Origin of the sequence: Marinobacter daqiaonensis, from assembly GCF_900115285.1 — a bacterium.
Classification (GTDB): domain Bacteria; phylum Pseudomonadota; class Gammaproteobacteria; order Pseudomonadales; family Oleiphilaceae; genus Marinobacter; species Marinobacter daqiaonensis.
In genome coordinates this window covers 1,362,743-1,379,006 of sequence record NZ_FOYW01000001.1, presented here as the reverse complement: position 1 = coordinate 1,379,006, position 16,264 = coordinate 1,362,743, and the positions used below count along the sequence as shown (strand labels likewise).

General features: G+C 60.1%; 14 protein-coding genes. 8 read left to right on the top strand and 6 right to left on the bottom strand.

Annotation, left to right across the window (positions count from 1 at the left end; genetic code table 11):
• Window positions 1-250 precede the first annotated feature (250 nt).
• Window positions 251-862: a class I SAM-dependent methyltransferase gene (locus tag BM346_RS06355; RefSeq protein WP_092009888.1), complete on the top strand. Its 612-nt coding sequence runs from the start codon at window positions 251-253 to the stop codon at window positions 860-862.
• 70 nt (window positions 863-932) lie between these two features.
• Complete coding sequence (locus tag BM346_RS06350; protein ID WP_092009886.1) at window positions 933-1,364, top strand: DUF3010 family protein; 432 nt, start codon at window positions 933-935, stop codon at window positions 1,362-1,364.
• A 36-nt stretch (window positions 1,365-1,400) separates the two neighbouring features.
• Here BM346_RS06350 and BM346_RS06345 read toward each other — a convergent pair whose 3' ends face one another.
• The gene (locus BM346_RS06345; RefSeq protein WP_092009885.1) at window positions 1,401-3,947 is read right to left on the bottom strand and encodes an EAL domain-containing protein; all 2,547 of its coding nucleotides are present in this window, start codon (window positions 3,945-3,947) and stop codon (window positions 1,401-1,403) included.
• A 16-nt stretch (window positions 3,948-3,963) separates the two neighbouring features.
• Window positions 3,964-5,292, bottom strand: a complete 1,329-nt coding sequence (locus tag BM346_RS06340) for a PilZ domain-containing protein (RefSeq protein ID WP_092009883.1) — start codon at window positions 5,290-5,292, stop codon at window positions 3,964-3,966.
• Between the two features lie 228 nt (window positions 5,293-5,520).
• Here BM346_RS06340 and BM346_RS06335 point away from each other — a divergent pair, with 228 nt between their 5' ends.
• From BM346_RS06335 to BM346_RS06315, 5 genes are all read left to right on the top strand, one after another.
• Window positions 5,521-7,344, top strand: a complete 1,824-nt coding sequence (locus BM346_RS06335) for a sensor domain-containing phosphodiesterase (protein WP_167812631.1) — start codon at window positions 5,521-5,523, stop codon at window positions 7,342-7,344.
• A 190-nt stretch (window positions 7,345-7,534) separates the two neighbouring features.
• Window positions 7,535-7,738: a CsbD family protein gene (locus BM346_RS06330; protein ID WP_092009880.1), complete on the top strand. Its 204-nt coding sequence runs from the start codon at window positions 7,535-7,537 to the stop codon at window positions 7,736-7,738.
• 322 nt (window positions 7,739-8,060) lie between these two features.
• The gene (locus BM346_RS06325) at window positions 8,061-8,909 is read left to right on the top strand and encodes a patatin-like phospholipase family protein (protein ID WP_092009878.1); all 849 of its coding nucleotides are present in this window, start codon (window positions 8,061-8,063) and stop codon (window positions 8,907-8,909) included.
• 127 nt (window positions 8,910-9,036) lie between these two features.
• Window positions 9,037-9,549, top strand: a complete 513-nt coding sequence (locus BM346_RS06320; protein WP_092009876.1) for a DUF421 domain-containing protein — start codon at window positions 9,037-9,039, stop codon at window positions 9,547-9,549.
• Window positions 9,550-9,714: 165 nt separating this feature from the next.
• Complete coding sequence (locus tag BM346_RS06315; protein WP_206675683.1) at window positions 9,715-10,731, top strand: sensor domain-containing diguanylate cyclase; 1,017 nt, start codon at window positions 9,715-9,717, stop codon at window positions 10,729-10,731.
• A gap of 6 nt (window positions 10,732-10,737) precedes the next feature.
• Here the strand turns inward: BM346_RS06315 and BM346_RS18375 are convergent, their stop codons facing one another.
• The 3 genes from BM346_RS18375 to BM346_RS06300 all read right to left on the bottom strand — a co-directional run bounded on the left by BM346_RS18375 (window position 10,738) and on the right by BM346_RS06300 (window position 14,280).
• Window positions 10,738-12,462: a PAS domain S-box protein gene (locus tag BM346_RS18375; RefSeq protein ID WP_092009874.1), complete on the bottom strand. Its 1,725-nt coding sequence runs from the start codon at window positions 12,460-12,462 to the stop codon at window positions 10,738-10,740.
• A gap of 345 nt (window positions 12,463-12,807) precedes the next feature.
• Window positions 12,808-13,290, bottom strand: coding sequence for a nucleoside deaminase (locus BM346_RS06305; protein WP_092009872.1), 483 nt, complete (start codon window positions 13,288-13,290; stop codon window positions 12,808-12,810).
• A 99-nt stretch (window positions 13,291-13,389) separates the two neighbouring features.
• On the bottom strand, window positions 13,390-14,280 hold the full coding sequence (locus tag BM346_RS06300) for a LysR family transcriptional regulator (RefSeq protein ID WP_092009870.1): 891 nt from the start codon (window positions 14,278-14,280) through the stop codon (window positions 13,390-13,392).
• Between the two features lie 122 nt (window positions 14,281-14,402).
• On the opposite strand from BM346_RS06300, the gene BM346_RS06295 reads away from it, so the two are divergent.
• Window positions 14,403-15,281 (top strand): class I SAM-dependent methyltransferase, encoded by an 879-nt coding sequence (locus BM346_RS06295; protein ID WP_092009868.1) that lies wholly within the window; start codon window positions 14,403-14,405, stop codon window positions 15,279-15,281.
• 19 nt (window positions 15,282-15,300) lie between these two features.
• Here the strand turns inward: BM346_RS06295 and BM346_RS06290 are convergent, their stop codons facing one another.
• Window positions 15,301-16,182, bottom strand: a complete 882-nt coding sequence (locus tag BM346_RS06290) for a DMT family transporter (protein ID WP_228704320.1) — start codon at window positions 16,180-16,182, stop codon at window positions 15,301-15,303.
• Window positions 16,183-16,264: the final 82 nt, after the last annotated feature.

The window sequence follows — 16,264 nt, the reverse complement described above, 5'->3', positions numbered from 1 at the left end:
GGATGAATACGTAAGTCCAGATGCCATGGGATGACACCCGGGGCACTGCTATTCTGGAACGTGGACCCATCAGTACAAAGCAGATCGTCATGTCCCTGATAGCACCGCACGAGTTCGTCATGGACCTCCGGTCATTCAGGGCCGGGCCTGTAATCCGGTCAGTGGAGGCGGATAGTGATTGACGGCGGTGCATACAGGTCTCATTGTTAGGTCTGATCAATAATTCATACGACCAGGTTGAGGGAGCAATATGGGCGGGGAAAGTATTGGCTCGGAAGACAGTACAAACCGGAGAACCAGTCCGGCAGCCTTTTTCCGTGGATTTTTGCGTGAGCCCCGCCAGGTTGGCTCGGTCATCCCCAGTTCCCGATTCCTCGAGCGTCGGATTGTGGATGCAGCCGGCCTGGCTGGCGCCCGCCGGGTAGTGGAGCTGGGACCCGGCACCGGCGGCACGACGCAGACCTTCCTGCGGCACCTCAGCCCGGATGCACGCCTGATCTCCATCGAACTGAGTCCCTTTTTCCACGAACTGCTCGGTGATATCACGGACCCCCGTTTCACCAATCACCTGGGGAGTGCGGAAGACCTGGCGGATATTCTGGCGCTGCATCACATGGAGCAACCAGACGTGGTGATCTCCGGCATCCCCTTCTCGAAAATGCCGGAACCCGTCGCCACCAGGGTTGCCAAGGCGGTGAAGGACAACCTCGCAGAGAACGGACGTTTCATCGCCTATCAGTTTCGCGGCGATGTGGCCCGGTTCACCAATCCGGTCATGGGCCCCCCGGAGAGCTGCACCCTGGAAATGCGGAACATACCACCCATGCGGGTGTTTCGCTGGTATAACGCCGCAACGGGCTGATGCTGTAAGGTGCGCGGATTGGGACGGGACCTGTTCCAGGTATTACGGATGGCTCAAGGCCAGGAGTACGATGATTATTTGCGGAGTTGAACTCACCGGCAGCGACGCGGTGGTGTGCCTACTGAATCTCGACCGGGGACAGTTCAGCTTGCCGGAGTGCAAGATACGCAAGCTGTCGCTGAGCAGGAACCACACCCGGGCAGACCTGAAGCGGTTCCAGTCTGATTTTGCCGGCCTGATGGCGGAGTATGGGGTGACCGGTGTTGCCATCAAGGAGCGGATGCCGAAGGGCAAATTCGCCGGTGGTGCCATCAGCTTCAAGCTGGAGGCGGCTATCCAGCTGATCGACAATGACGGGCTGGAGGTGCGGTTGCTGCCATCGGCGCTGATCAAGTCCACCCTGGCCGCTCATCCGCTGCCGGTACCGTTTGCCGAGACCGGCCTGAAGGCCTTTCAGGAGACCGCCTTTATCACCGCCTACGTGGGGCATATGGCGAAATAGGGTGGACCGGTTGATGATTGCATCTGCTCCGATAACTTACCCCTTCGCCCAGTCGCAGAACCTGTCCAGGGGCATCGGCCTCGCGAAAAGATAACCCTGCAGCCGGTGACAGCCCAGCTGGGTGAGGAGCTCCCGGGTGTTATTGTCCTCCACGCCTTCGGCGACGGCTTCCAGGTTGAGGGTATGTGCCAGTTTCAGGATGTTCTGGACGATTCCCAGGTCGTTCTGGTTGGAATACATCTGGCTTACAAAACAACGGTCGACCTTCAGCTCGTGGATGGGCAGGCGGCTCAGATAGGCCAGGGAGGAGTAACCCGTGCCAAAATCGTCCAGGGCGATCCTGCAGCCGCTGTTGGCAATCTGAAGCAGGGATCCGATCACCGCTTCCATGTTGTGCATCATGGAGGTTTCCGTCACTTCAAAGATCACGCGGTTCATTGGAATGGCGTGTTTCCTGATTCCCGCCAGAGCAAAGGACACAAAGTGACTATCCGTGAGGTTCTGGACCGACAGGTTGATGCTGCAGGTGATGTTCAGTTGCCGTTCCTGAAGCACCTGCATGATTCTCCAGGCCTCGATCAGGATGTAGCGCGATAGCAGGTCCATCAGGCCTGCATGCTCGGCGATCTCGATTACTTCCCCGGTGGGTACAGGTCCGAAACGCGGACTGTGCCACCGCAACAGTATCTCCGCACCCACCAGCTTCTGGCCGTCGCTGTTCATCTGCGGTTGCAGGTAAAGCTCCAGTTCCCCGGCCTCAATGGCTGGCGGCAGGGCCGTCACCAGATCCAGGCGGCGTCGGGCGAAACCTGAGATCTCCTCGTTATAGACCTGCACCGGAACCTTGCGGGATTCGCTACGGTCCCGTGCCGCCGAGGCGTGCTGATACAGGAGTTCCGTGGTTTCCCCGTGTTCCGGGGCGATCGCCACGCCGCAGTGCAGATTCATGAACACACGTAGGCGGACGGCCTGGACGAAGATTTCATGGTGCCCCACTGTCTGTTCGATAAAGGGGGTCAGCGGGCCTTCCAGCTGTTCGACCTCAATCAGGAATGAGGCCGAACCGAATTCGGGAATTGCAAGGTAGGCGGGCTGCCGGCTTTCAAGGCGGACCACGCCGTCAAGTCCCGCCAGCGTATGGTTGAGCTTGTTCATCAGCTGGCAGAACATCTCCTCCGCCAGCCGGTGGCCCATGCTGGACGCAATGTCCTTGACCTGGGGATAGTGGACCAGCACGAGTGCGACCCGCCTGCTCTGACCCATCATTGTCTGTAACTGCTGATTGAGGAGGGCGGCATTGGGCATCCTGGTGGTCGAATCGTACATGGCCTGTTCGAGGGATTGCATTTCCAGGTCCCGGACCTGCCGCTCGGCCATCTGTTGACTCCGCAGCGCAGACAGCTTGCGTGACCGTTCATCCTTGATGCGATGGGCGAGGGCAAAGGAGAGCAGCAGCACCTCGGCGACAGAGCCGACCTGCATGGCGTGATTGGTGATGAGATTTACCGGCAGCAGGTCGAAAACACTCAGTAAATACACGGCGGCCCCCAGGGCAAAGGTCGTCCAGGCCAGCACGAAAAAACGGGCAATGACGACACCGGCCCTAAGGCCTGCCAGCCCCACCGCGATGAGCAGGAGAATCACCAGGAAACCCAGCAGGCCGGCGAACAGCGTCCCGTTTATGGGATCGGCCCAGGTGTAGACAATGAGCACGCCCGCCAGGCCAGCCGCGATCTTCATGCTGTGATCCCAGCGGGGGGAGATGTCCTGCCACTTGAGAAAGCTGCGTGTGAACATCAGGGCAAACAGGGACCCAAGTGCGGTGCTGATGGGCAGCGCATAACGGGGCAGTAACGGCTGCCCGGCCCAGAGCCAGGCGTTCCCCACCCCGGAGATACAGAGTACCAGCAGGCTGATCGAGCCGATGTACAGCACGTAATAGCCGTAGGCCAGGTCCCTGATGGAGAGGAACAGGAACAGGTTGTAGATAACCAGCGCGCACATCACACCGAAATACGCGCCCCAGTAGAGACTCCTCTGGGAAAACCGGATCAGCAGCTGGTCCTCGCGCCAAAGCTCAACCGGCACCTGCAGTGAAGTCGTTGACTGAGCCCGCAGGAAGAGTTCCACCTGGCCATTAAGGTCAAGGGGTAAGGGCAGCGCCACCTGGTAGCTGTGGGCCAGGTCCCGCCGGATTTCGGTCTCCCGGCGGCTGGTGTGGTAGATTGCCGGCCCCTGCCCGTCCCGCACGATGTAGAGATCCACCTCCTCCAGAAGTGGATAGGGAATCACCAGGTACCACTGGCGGGTCAGGGGTTCCGTGATGGCAAGGGAGGTCCTGACCCACACCGACCGGTCGGTGAACCCCAGGTTCAGCACGCTGTCGTCGTGCTTTTTTCGCCACTGTTCCCGTTGCCGTACCTCGTCAAGGTTGAGTGCCCCGTCCAGGAAATACTCGATCTGACTGTTCAGGCGATAATGACCAGCGTCGCCCTTAACCGTCAGCTCACTGCCACTGACGGTAAGGGCGAATAAAAGCGATATCGCCAGTAACCCCGCTGTCCATTGGTTGCCTTTTATCATGGTCCATTCCTGCCCCCTATTCGTCCAGGGGTCTGATCAGGCGGCCGGTAAAGCCGAGAAATTCGGCTTCCTGGCAAAACTCGGAAAAGTTGCCCTCCCCGACGCCTGGCTGGCGAAGCAGAACCAGGGCTTCGACGAGACACCCTGGTATGTCCCGGTTGCTCCAGTCCGGCATGCGTGGCCACATCAGGAACTCCTCGTGGGAAAGGACCACCTTTTCCACCGCGATCTGCCTTTCCTGCAGTTTTTCCCGGGCCGCCAGGCTGATGCAGGGATGGGTGTCATCCGCGATCAGGGCGCCCGGGGTTATATGGTCCCGGAGCTCCAGCACCGCATCGCCCTGGTGGGTCAAGCCAATGTAGAGCTTCTCGTCCTTCAGATGGGACAGTGAAGAGGTCTGTAGCACCGTGCCCTGCTCGGTGGTCAGTTCCCGGTCGGCCTCATAGCGTGGGTCAAACCCGATCACCCTGTCATACAGGCCCGTTAGATCCCGGCATACCGCGTTGCCAATGCGTCCGGCGCCGCCCAGCACGACAATGCTGGTTTGCTGGCAGTACTGGGGTCGTTCGCCCATCTGCCGCGCCACGTCCCAGATCATATATCGCGTTCCCAGACTCCCCTCCACCAGCGGTCCGGTCATCTCGACACCCGCCTTCATAGCGAAATTGGGGAGCCGTCCGACAAGAGCTATTCTCCGCACATTCGGGTAATCCCGTTGCAACTGGTCCAGGTAAAGGCGGACCTTTTCGGAGTCCTCCTCCAGTTCATGCTCAAGGAACTGCGACGCCACCAGCAGGCCCCGCATGTCCTGGTTGCGGATGAAACCAAGCACCAGATTGGACGGCATGCGCTTTGCCATGCGGGGTGTGAAATAGGAGCCGGCCTGCTGCTGGTTGCCGTACACGGCAAACAGAAAATGCGGCCTGGCCGCGGCATGAATGAGGGGGCGCAGATAGGTGTTGGCCGAAAACACCGCAATCCGGCGACTGTTCTTCCAGAGCGCACGTTTGCTTCTGGCGGTGAGGCGCTGCCAGGCGGGGGCAGCACGATAGAGCGTGTTCAGTTCGGTTTCGGAAAAACGCCGTCGATGGAACTGCACACCAATATGGGACCTGCCGGTGTGCGTTACCTTTGCTGCAACGTCCAGATCGGCCCTGTCGGGGAAATCCACATCGATGACCTCACCAGGGCGGATATACACCCCATCCGGCCTTTTCAGGCGTAACCCGCTGGCGGATACGTTCAGCGTATTGGTTTCGATGGTGTGGTTGGCATAGTTCAGGACTACCGGGACCCTGATCCCGGATCTCAAATGCCGGCGATACTCTCCATGCATCCTTATCATGGCTGGTCCTTGATGCCCGGCTGAATGTGAAACTCCCGTTCAAATCCCAGTCTGGACCAAACTGCCAGAAGCCGCCATCTTCTGGTGGCCGCGCGGACCTGCGGGCAGAGGGCGGCCTGCCCCCCGGGCCTCCGCAAGAATCTGTTTCCTGATGTTTCCGGTCTGGTAACAGCTGTCTGATCCTCTACAATGGGGAAAAAAGGGAGTTCCGGGACGGGGCGGACCGACATGAATCAGATCGCATACATACCGCCAGAGGTGACCGAGGGTGAAGCGGCGCGCCTGGAGGAGTTGTACGGCCTTCGGCTTCTGGACACGGCGTCGGAGCTGAGGTTTGATCGCTATACCAGCCTGGTGGCGGGCATCTTCGGATTTCCTATCGTCCTGATCACGCTGCTGGACCGGGACCGGCAGTGGTTCAAGTCCAGGCTCGGCTGGAATCAGACCCAGTGCCCCCGTGACATTTCCTTCTGCGGCCATGCCATAAACCAGGATTCAATGCTGGTTGTGCCCGACGCGCTGGAGGACCCGCGATTTGCCGGTAACCCCCTGGTCACCGGGGACCCTCACATCCGCTTTTATGCCGGCGCCGTCGTGCGGGGCCCGACAGGGCAGCCACTGGGTACCCTCTGCGTGCTGGATCACCAGCCCCGACACTTCGATGAGGCGCACCGCGCCCACCTTCGCCAGTTTGCCGACCTGGTCGAGAATGAAATTGCTCACATTGCTGATCTGCTGGCCCTGAAAAGCTCCATCGAACGTTTCGCCTATTACGACCCCCTGACCCAGCTGCCCAACAGGCAGCTGCTGATGGACCGTCTGGGCCAACTGGTCAGGCTGGCAGCCATGGAGTCCATGCAGGTGGAGGTGCTGCTGTTCAACGTGACAGGGCTGCGCCTGATCAACCAGAGTCTGGGTACCCGGGGAGGCGATGAACTGCTGCAGCAACTGGCGGGGCGGCTGCGGGAGAATTGTCCCGAAGGTGGTTCGGCCGCACGCCTGCAGGCCGATGAGCTGGTGCTGGTGTTTCCGGTCCACTGTGAGAGCCAGCGTCAGGAGGCCACCCGCCGGATCCACGGGGCCCTCGAGCGGCCCTATCACTGTCAGGGCCGGGAGCATTACCTTAGGGTCCAGATCGGCGGAAGCCTGTTTCCCGACCAGGGAGACAGTGCCGAGGCCCTGATTGAACAGGCGTCCGCCGCGATTCGGGTGAGCCCCGAAAGCCTGGCAGAGCCGGTGCACTATTTCGATCTTGCCCACTCGGATGCGTTCGCCGAGATACTGAAAATCGAGTCCTGTCTGAAGGGGGCGCTGGCGGGAGATGAACTCTATATGCTCTACCAGCCGATATTTTCCCTGAGCACTGGCAGGATGACAGGCGTCGAGGCATTGCTGCGCTGGCGGTGTCCCGAGCTTGGCCAGGTCTCCCCGGATCGTTTTATTCCTCTGGCAGAGCAAAGTGGCCTGATCGTGCCCATCGGCCGATGGGTTCGCGAGGAAGTGTGCAGGCAGTTACAGGTCTGGTGTTCGGACCCTGACTGGGATATCACCGTCGCGATGAATGTCTCTCCGGTTGAACTGGCACAGCCGACGTTCGCGGAGGAACTGCTCGACCAGCTGACGTCCTCGCAGGTCCCCGAGCAGCTGCTGCGGGTTGAAATCACCGAGCATTCCCTGGTGCGGGACAATGAGGCCGTGGAACAGAATCTGGTACAGCTGAAGGCCCGTGACATTGAGATCAATATCGACGACTTTGGTACCGGTTACTCGTCCCTGTCGTACCTTCGCCGCTTGCCTGTGAGCAGCCTGAAAATCGACCGCTCGTTCGTGGACGGTCTGCCGGCCCGGGAAGACGGCGCGACGATTACCCGCACCATTATCGAGATGGCCCGGGCCCTGGGGCTGGATCAGGTTGCCGAGGGTGTTGAAAAGCCGGAGCAGCTGGCATTTCTGCACGGCCATCAGTGCACGTACGGTCAGGGCTTTCTGTTCTCCCGCCCACTGCCACCGGAGCAGATTCCCGGTCTGCGCGGCCGCGGGGTGGTTTTGTAGACAGCCGTGCCGGAACCTTCCGGGGTGGTGTGCCGCCTTGACTAGCCTCAGTTGATCATCTTTGCTTACAGCAGCCGATCGGGCTTTCTTGCCGTCGCGTGCTGCCGCAGGCGGGCACGGCAGGGGTTTCTTCTGGCCGTCCTGTGAGACGACCGGAAGACCGTTATCACCTCACAGAAGGAGTATCGATATGAACCGGGATACCATTGAAGGCAACTGGAAGCAGATCAAGGGTGACATAAAAAGCCATTGGGGCAAGCTCACTGACGATCATCTGGATGTTATATCCGGGAAGCGCGAGAAGCTGGTGGGACAGATCCAGGAGGCCTACGGCATCAGCCGTGATGAAGCCGAAAAGCAGGTGGAAAAATTTGAAAAGTCCACCAAAGGCTGACGCAACCTGTCAGATCAGATGTAGACCAGGCTGAGCTCGTGCCGGGGGGACTGATGGACGGTCGCAGCGGGCGGAGTCAGCCTGGGACGTTGCTTGCCACCTGGCAAGTAGAAGGGGAGTTGAACGGTTCTGCTATTTCCGGGTCTGGCAAGCTGGTCGATGGCCGGACCTGACACCGATACTGATCAATCCCGTCGAGAGCCAAATCCGTTTTTTACTGGTTCGCAGTAGCGCAACACGGCCCCATCAGCGATTTGTAAAAACCCACAGCCTTTCCGATCATTAGGGGTGAGGTTATCAATCGTCTGAAAGGCGGCTCGCCATGCCTGAGAAGAATTCGACGAATACGAATCCGGCCCTGGTGGTTGAGGGCGGCGCGATGCGGGGCATTTTTGCGGCGGGCGTGCTGGATGCCTTTCTGGAAGCGCACTTTCAGCCGTTCTCGTCGGCCTGGGGTGTCTCCGCCGGGTCCACCACCCTGATCGGATATCTCTGCGGGGATTATGGGCGCAATCGCCAGGTGATTACCGACCATGCCTGCCGGCCCGAGTTCATCAACTGGAAGCGATTCCTCGGCGGCGGTCACCTGTGCGACGTGCACTGGCTGTGGCACCAGTCCTGGCGGGATGTTCCCCTCGGGCTGGATCGCTACATGGAGGGCAATACCCGCCTGTGGGTTGCGACCACCTCCGCCGAAAGCGGCGAACCCCGCTACTTCATGGTGGACGACCACAATCTCCACGATGTATTCACCGCGTCCTGCTCCATTCCTCTGGCGTACCGGGATTACCCGATGGTGGGGGAAGAGGCCATGAGTGATGGCGGTATTGCGGACTCGATTCCGGTACAGGAAGCCTACCGGCGGGGTGCCCGTGACATCACCGTAGTGCTTTCACGGCCTGCCCGTTATCGCAAGGCCCCAGTCACCTTCACGCCCCTGATCCGTACGCTGTTCCGGGACCGCCCGGCTCTGGCCCAGGCGGTGATGGCCCGGGGCGAGCAATATAACCAGGCGCTTTCCTTTATCGATAACCCGCCGGCTGACTGCAGTGTCCGGGTTATCGCGCCGCCCCATGATTTTCCCGTCAGTCGCCTGACGACAGATCCGGACAAGCTTGAGCTGGGGTACCGGCAGGGTCTCCGGGCGGGCCAGCATTATCTGGAATTCTGACGTTCACCGTAAAAGATCCATGGCCCTCCGCCAGCAATGACACGCTCCATGGGCTAGGATGGCTGGAAGCAGAGAAACCGGCACCGCCGGTGACCGGACATAGACTAAGCATTCCAGGGAGGAAGCGATGGAATCCATCTGGTATTGGGCGAGCTGGGCGCTTGGCCTGGAAGGGCAGGACCTCACCATATGGCGCGTGATCCTGCGGGCCGTTCTGGTTTACATCCTGGGCATCATTCTGGTGCGCCTGGGTGGAAAACGCTTCGTAGGCAAGTTCTCGGCCTTCGATATCATCATGGCGATCATGATCGGGTCGATCCTCAGCCGCGCCATCATGGTGCCGGAAGACTTTATTCCCCACCTCGTCGCGGCAGTTGCCCTTACCTTGATGCACTCACTGTTCGCCGGCGCCGCCTTTCACTGGGACCCGTTTGGTACTCTGGTGAAGGGCAAGGCACGCGTACTGGTCCGTGATGGCGATATCCAGTGGGATGCCATGAAGAAAACCCATATCAGCGAAAAGGATCTCATGAGCGCCCTGCGGGAAACCTCCAGCGTCAACGACGTGTCCCAGGTCAGGGAGGCATGCCTTGAGCGCAGCGGCAATATCAGCGTCATCCTCAGGAACGACAATTCCTGACACGGGGCAGCGGCCTCTTTCTCATCCCTCACATCATCGGTATCATGCGGGCGCAAACGAACGACCCGCCTAATGGTCCCGAGCGGGCCCATCTGCTAGTCTGTCAATATAGTTGCATTCTCTCAGTATATTCGCCGGTATACGCAGCTCATGAAAGGTGACTCGATGACGATGGGGATCGACAATGTCCTCGACAGGCTGGCAACAGCCGTAACCCAAAGCGATGATCTGGAGGGCATGGTTCGGCCTTTTCTTGAGATTCTCGAAGCGGTGACGGGGCTGGAATCGACTTACCTGACCCGTGTCGACGAGGACGAGGGTGTTCAGCGGATCCTGTTTTCTCATAACACCAGCCACCTCGATATCCCCGAAGGACTGTCGGTTGACTGGAACGATACGCTCTGCAAACGAGCATTGGAGGAACAGCGCACCTACACCGACGACGTGGCCAGCTGCTGGGGTGACTCGGAAGCGGCGAGGGCATTGGGTATCGCCACCTATTTCAGCGAACCGGTTCGCGTCGGCGATGGTGAGCTCTTCGGAACCCTTTGCGGTGCCAGTGGGTCACGGGTTCCGGTCAGTCCGGAGGCACGGCGACTGCTCGCCATGCTGGCCCAGATTATTGCCCGCCAGCTGGAGCGCGAAAGGCTGCTGGAGCAGTTGCGGCATGAAAACAGGGTTTACAGCCATTACGCTCTCTCCGATCCCCTGACCGGCATCCCCAATCGACGGGCGCTGGTACAGGAGTTGGCGAGGGCTCTGGCCAATTGCCGCCGCGATGGACGGCGCGTGAATCTGGCGTTCATCGACCTGGACGGATTCAAGGAAATCAATGACCGATATGGTCATGACGCCGGAGACCGGTTCCTGATCCAGGTTGCCGAAAGGCTCAGAGGGGGTGTTCGGGACGGAGACTTCGTCGCGCGCTGTGGTGGTGACGAATTCGTTGTCTTTGGTCCCGCCTGTGCAGATGATCCGGAGGCCAGTCGTCGGGCCATTCGCCAACGCCTGGAGAGCCTCACCTCGGGAAGCTTTGACGTCAACGGCAGGACCATCAACTACGTCGGGGCTAGCGTTGGGGTCGCCACTTCAGCTGCGGACGAATCCGGCAGCGAAGCCCTGCTGGCCCGCGCCGATGCCGATATGTACAGCGTCAAGCAGGCCCGGCGCAAAGCCGCCTAGCATTCTTCAGCCCTCGATTTTACTGAGCGACTTCGCCAGCGCTTCCACCCGCTGATTGGTTTCCCCCACCAGGTTGTCGATCTCCCCCGCGGAGGTGCTGGATTTCCGGGCCAGGGAGCGAACCTCGTCGGCGACTACTGCGAACCCGCGGCCTGCCTCACCGGCCCTTGCGGCTTCGATGGCGGCATTGAGGGCAAGCAGGTTGGTCTGGTCGGCAATGTCGTTGATGGTGGAGACAATCCCGCTGATCCTGTTGCTGACCTGCAGGACGGAATCCATGGCTTGCTGGGTTTCGCTGAGGGCAACGTGACGGTTGGTGATGTCGATGCCGAACAGCACATAGCGGCGGACATCGCCGTTGAATTGCTTCAGGGCCACGATCTGGTAATCCAGGGCCAGCGTCGGCATGCCCTGGAGTTCAATTGACGCCTTGCCGCTGAATTCCCCGGTCGAGCGGAGTGTTTCGAGGTCTTCACGGCTCAGCCGGGACCAGACCTCCCGGGCGCTCTGGGCAACTTTGTCGCCGCTGCCATATTTTTCCTGGATCAGCTTGTTGGCGGCCAGGAAGCTTCCGTCCGGATTGAACTCCATGATGGCCATGGACTGCTCGATGGCTTCCATGCGACGGGTAAAGTCCACCGTTTGCTGCTTGCTCTCGGTAATGTCCGCCTCAACAGAAATAAGCCGCTTCACCCGACCGTTCTCATCAAAAACCGGTGCGATCGAGAGTGATACCCAGTAAGGCGTGCCGTCCTTATGGTAGTTCAGGATCTCACTGTAAAACGGCTCCTGACGATTCAGGGCATCCCGGATCTGGCGGACGGTTTCCGGGTTTGTTCCCTCCCCCTGGAGCATGGGGCCCGGCTTTTTGCCCCTTGCCTCGTCCAGGGTGTACCCGGTCAGCTTTTCAAAACCGGCATTGAGGTACTCGATCCTGCCGTCGCCATCGGTAATGATGATGCCGCTGTTGGCATGGTCTGCGACCATGGACAGCATCTCCATCTTCTCCCGCTTTTCCACTTCCTCGGTGACGTCCTTGATGAACGCGGTGTAGGTTATGCGGCCGTCGAATTCTATCTTGCTGATGGCGGCCTGGCCCCAGAGGCGGGTGCCGCCCCTGCGTTCCACCGTGAGTTCACGGTAACTGCCAACGATCCGGTTCTGGCCGGTGTCCCGATTGCGATTGATAAAGCCGTCGTGCTGGCTGCGCAGGGCTTCGGGGACGAGCATTTTTACATTCCGGCCGAGAACCTCGTCGCGATGGTAACCCCACATGTCTTCAGCGGCTTTATTGAAGAAGGTGACGTTGTTGTGCTGGTCGATGGACACGACGGCGTCCATGGCCTGTTCCAGGGTCTGGTTCATCATTTCACGGGCGTACCGCTCCTCGCTGATATCACGAATAAAAACGGTGGTTTCCGTGGTGCCCCCGGCCCGGACGCTGGCGGTCGTCAGGTGAGCCCAGAACTCACGGCCATCGGCGGTTCTGAGCTGAACTTCCAGTGACTCCTCCTGGCCTGAGGTTATCCGGTTCATCACGGACTCCGGCAGCAGCGTCGAGGCCGGCTGGCCCAGCACCCTGTCCCGGCCGGATCCCCAGAGGCGCTCTGCACAGGCATTGAAAAAGGTGATCTGGTTGCGCTGATTGACCATCAGAACAGCGTGGGGGGCCTTTTCCAGGGTCAGGGCGGGTCGGGAACCGGAAAACAAACGGGATAGTAGTAGGAGCATAGTGGTCAAATTCTCTGTTAGCGTCTTATTGTTCTGAAATGACGCCCCTACTCAGCGGGGGTCGCCGGCAGTTCGGAGCCGCATGGGAATCGCCGTGATCATCATGCAACCCATTGGTATCTTGAAAGGCTTATACGTGAGTCGGGACAAGTGAGATCGAGAGGATGGGTATCGGAAATGTTTCTTTTGGTAAGAAGAATGCAAAATAATGTCAAAGCGCAGTGGGGCCAGGTTCGGTGTCAGCGATGGGGCGCCCAAGACGGAGGATTTATGCAGAGGTGGTGACGCACCTCCGCAAACGCCCAGTAAGGGGGCTGACAGCCGAGAAAGTTGTACAAAGGGACGCTAGGCCTGGCGCCTGTGATACCGCTTCTGCAGTTCGCGAACGGCTTCGGCCAGAACCGGGAAAGGTCCCTCCACCGGCAGGCCGGGCACCACCTCGTTGATCGATAGCATGGCCACGGGTGACGGCTCTGCGTGCATCTCGTTGAGCCAGGTTGCCAGTTGCTGCGAGGAGCTGGCGTAGACGATCCGTCCAAGCCCCACCCAGCCGTGGGCCGCCGCGCACATCGGGCAGTGTTCCCCTGAGGTGTAGACAGTGGCTGCGGCCCGCTCGTCCGGGGTCATGTTGGCGGCCGCCCAGCGGGCGATTTCGAACTCGGGGTGCCGGGTACTGTCACCACCGGAGGTCTCGTTGTGGCCTTCGTACCTGATCGCCCCGGCCTCATCCACCAGTACCGAACCGAAAGGTGGGTTACCGGTTTCCAGGGCCGCGGCGGCCAACTCGACGCAGCGGTCCAGGTGTTTCATGTCGGTCTCGTCGATCATGGTTGTCTCCTGATGATAGCCCCAAAAAGATTCCGGGTGGTTATCTGGTGAAGGTAGTGGAGACGATCTGAAAGGGCCAGGCCTGTTACCGCATCGATATCATCCACCGGCTGCCGGAGCGGCTAGAGCCCCCAGGAACAGGGCAGTCTGGGCCGCAACCTCCAGCTTCATGTGGTCCCGAAATACCCGTACCCGCCGGGATTCCCTGAGGTCTGGGTGATAAAGCAGCCAGAGGCCCAGGTCGTGCTCCGGCTCGGGCGCGCTGAAGCGGGCAAGTAGTGGGTTACAATCGCCCATAAAACAGGGCAGATAGGCCAGCCCCAGCCCTTGTTCCAGAGCGGCGACAGTAAGCAGAGTGTCATCAACGAAGAAACAGTGATCGTGCGTCGGGCAGGCTTTATCGGTCCAGGCATGGTGGAAGTCGCAGCAATCCACGCCCAGCCATCTCGGTGGTGTTGTGGTGCCGGTCAGACCCGCCAAGTAGGTCTTGCTCCCGTAGACGGCAGAAGCGACCGTTGTCAGCCTGGCTCCAATGAGGGTGTCCAGCGGGGTATTGGTCAGTCGAATGGCTACGTCAGCCTGTCGATCCGCCAGGCTGACGTACTTGTTGGAAACCTGGACGTGAAGTTTGATGTCAGGGTATGTCTTGCTGAAACGGGCGAACAGTGGCATGAGGACACTGGAGGCCATATTGTTGATGGCGCTCACATGCAAGTCGCCCGCAAGCTGGCTTTCCTGATTGCCCATTGCTCCTTCAAAGGCAATGAGCTCCATCTCGATCCGCGAGACGGAGCGTTGAAGTTCCGCTCCCGCGTCGGTGAGCTCGTAACCGGATGATTTTCGCTCCAGCAGTCGGGTGCCCAGGGATTTTTCGAGCATCATCAGGCGTCGGGAAACCGTTGAATGCTGAACATTCAGACGCCTGGCGCCACCGGTAATGGACCCTTCCCGGGCGACGGCCAGGAATACCCGTAGGTCATCCCAGTGCATCACGAGCTCCCCTTGCGCGCATTCCTGCACATCAGGTGTCGATTTTTTGCGAATTGAGTCAACAGTAGTCCCGGAGCATGCTGGAGACAAGCAAATATTGCTTATCTGACGAGGAAACGACCATGCCCCTTACCCAATCTCAACCCCTGACAGCATTTGATCCGGCGATATTCAAGGCCACCACTTTGCAGCAGTGGGATAATGCCGCTGCCGCCTGGAATCAGTGGGGAGCATTTTTGACCCGCTGGCTCGGTCCGGCGACGGAAACCATGCTGGACATGACCCATGTGTCAAAAAACAGCCGTGTGCTGGACGTTGCCGCTGGTGCTGGTGAACAGACCCTCGCTACTGCCCGTCGGGTCGGCCCGGACGGCTACGTCCTGGCTACCGACTTTTCACCGAAGATACTGGCTCTGGCTGCCGAGAACGCTGTCAGGGCAGGGCACTCCCAGATTGAGTTCAAAGTTGTTGATGGCGAGAAGCTGGGAGAGTTGGAAACGGAGCCTTTCGATGCGGTTATCTCCAGGGTGGGTCTCATCTATTTCCCTGATCAGGTAAAAGCGCTGAAAGGCATGCATTCCCGGCTCAAACCCGGGGGATATGTCGGTGCGATGGTGTATGGAAGTGCAGAAGCCAATCCTTTCTTCTCGCTGCCTGTTGGCATCATAAGACGTCGTGCGGCACTGCCGCCGCCCCTTCCAGGGCAGCCGGGACCATTCAGTCTGGGAAATCCTGACGTGCTTTCCGCTCTGTTCCGGGAATCGGGCTTTCGTGATGTTGAAATCGAACGAGTGGCAGCGCCGCTCAAGATGACGTCGGCCCATGAGTGCCTGCAGTTCGAGAAAGAGTCCTTTGGTGCACTGCACCAGATGCTCAGCGCTCTCTCACCTGTCGAGCAGGCCGACGCCTGGGCTGAAATAGAGGAGTCCCTGGGACAATTCGAACGCAATGGCGCTTTCGAGGGGCCCTGCGAGATGCTGGTGGCCGCGGCCCGCAAGTGAAGGCACGGTTGCTGGTTGTTCAGGAACTGGCGCGGCCCGCACGGCCGGGGGTGATCACCAGGTATACCCCGGCCACCGCTACCGCAGTGCCCGCCACGGCGATCAGGCCGAGGCGCTCGTCAAACAGCAGCCATGCCTCCAGGGCGGTAACGGGGGTTACCAGGTAAAACAGGCTGGCCACCTGGGCGGAGGCCCCGCGGCGTATCAGAGCCAGCAACAGGCTGATGGCCCCGAGGGACAGCACCAGCACCAGCCAGCCAAGGGCGAAGATCAGCTCCGGCGTCCAGTGGACCTGCCGGGTTTCGATGCTGAATGAGAGTATCCCGAAAGCGGTTGCGGCAGCGCAGTACTGGATAAAGGCGCCGCTGATCAGGTCTGTCCCGCCGCAAAAGCGCTTCTGGTAAAGGGTGCCCATGGAAATACCGAACAGGGAGGCCACGGCTGCGAACACGGCCCAGAGGGGGAAGCCCTCGAACAGGTTGCCGGATCCCGGCGCGAGCTTTTCCGCCAGTACCAGAACCACGCCCGCAAGGCCCAGCAGGAGGCCGGTCCAGACCCGTCCGGAAACCGTTTCCTTCAGGACCAGCACGGCAAGCACCCCCGTGATCAGAGGTTGCAGGCCCACCACCAGAGCTGTCAGGCCCGCCGGCATGCCGGCATTGATCGCGGTGAAGACCCCGCCAAGGTAAGCACCGTGGACAAGCAGGCCGGTCACCGCCAGGTGACCGGCCTGGCGCCAGCTTCCGGACCAGCGGGCCCGCAATGCCAGCGCCAGCAGTCCCAGGCACATCAGGGTCAGCAGCATTCGGTAGAAGAGCAGGGTGAACGGCTCGGCATAGGGCAGCCCGAACTTGGCGCCGATGAATCCCGTGCTCCAGAGCAGGACAAAGGTGGCCGGCATCAGCCGTATCCAGATACTGTCTCCGGTGGTGGTCATGGGTGGTTCACTGTCGGGTGGCGTGGCAGAGGAGGGCAGCATGCCA

Coding starts and splice junctions, on each gene's coding strand:
- BM346_RS06355 (WP_092009888.1), top strand. CDS start 251: ATGGGCGGGGAAAGTATTGGCTCGGAAGACAGTACAAACCGGAGAACC.
- BM346_RS06350 (WP_092009886.1), top strand. CDS start 933: ATGATTATTTGCGGAGTTGAACTCACCGGCAGCGACGCGGTGGTGTGC.
- BM346_RS06345 (WP_092009885.1), bottom strand. CDS start 3,947: ATGATAAAAGGCAACCAATGGACAGCGGGGTTACTGGCGATATCGCTT.
- BM346_RS06340 (WP_092009883.1), bottom strand. CDS start 5,292: ATGATAAGGATGCATGGAGAGTATCGCCGGCATTTGAGATCCGGGATC.
- BM346_RS06335 (WP_167812631.1), top strand. CDS start 5,521: ATGAATCAGATCGCATACATACCGCCAGAGGTGACCGAGGGTGAAGCG.
- BM346_RS06330 (WP_092009880.1), top strand. CDS start 7,535: ATGAACCGGGATACCATTGAAGGCAACTGGAAGCAGATCAAGGGTGAC.
- BM346_RS06325 (WP_092009878.1), top strand. CDS start 8,061: ATGCCTGAGAAGAATTCGACGAATACGAATCCGGCCCTGGTGGTTGAG.
- BM346_RS06320 (WP_092009876.1), top strand. CDS start 9,037: ATGGAATCCATCTGGTATTGGGCGAGCTGGGCGCTTGGCCTGGAAGGG.
- BM346_RS06315 (WP_206675683.1), top strand. CDS start 9,715: ATGACGATGGGGATCGACAATGTCCTCGACAGGCTGGCAACAGCCGTA.
- BM346_RS18375 (WP_092009874.1), bottom strand. CDS start 12,462: ATGCTCCTACTACTATCCCGTTTGTTTTCCGGTTCCCGACCCGCCCTG.
- BM346_RS06305 (WP_092009872.1), bottom strand. CDS start 13,290: ATGATCGACGAGACCGACATGAAACACCTGGACCGCTGCGTCGAGTTG.
- BM346_RS06300 (WP_092009870.1), bottom strand. CDS start 14,280: ATGCACTGGGATGACCTACGGGTATTCCTGGCCGTCGCCCGGGAAGGG.
- BM346_RS06295 (WP_092009868.1), top strand. CDS start 14,403: ATGCCCCTTACCCAATCTCAACCCCTGACAGCATTTGATCCGGCGATA.
- BM346_RS06290 (WP_228704320.1), bottom strand. CDS start 16,182: ATGCCGGCCACCTTTGTCCTGCTCTGGAGCACGGGATTCATCGGCGCC.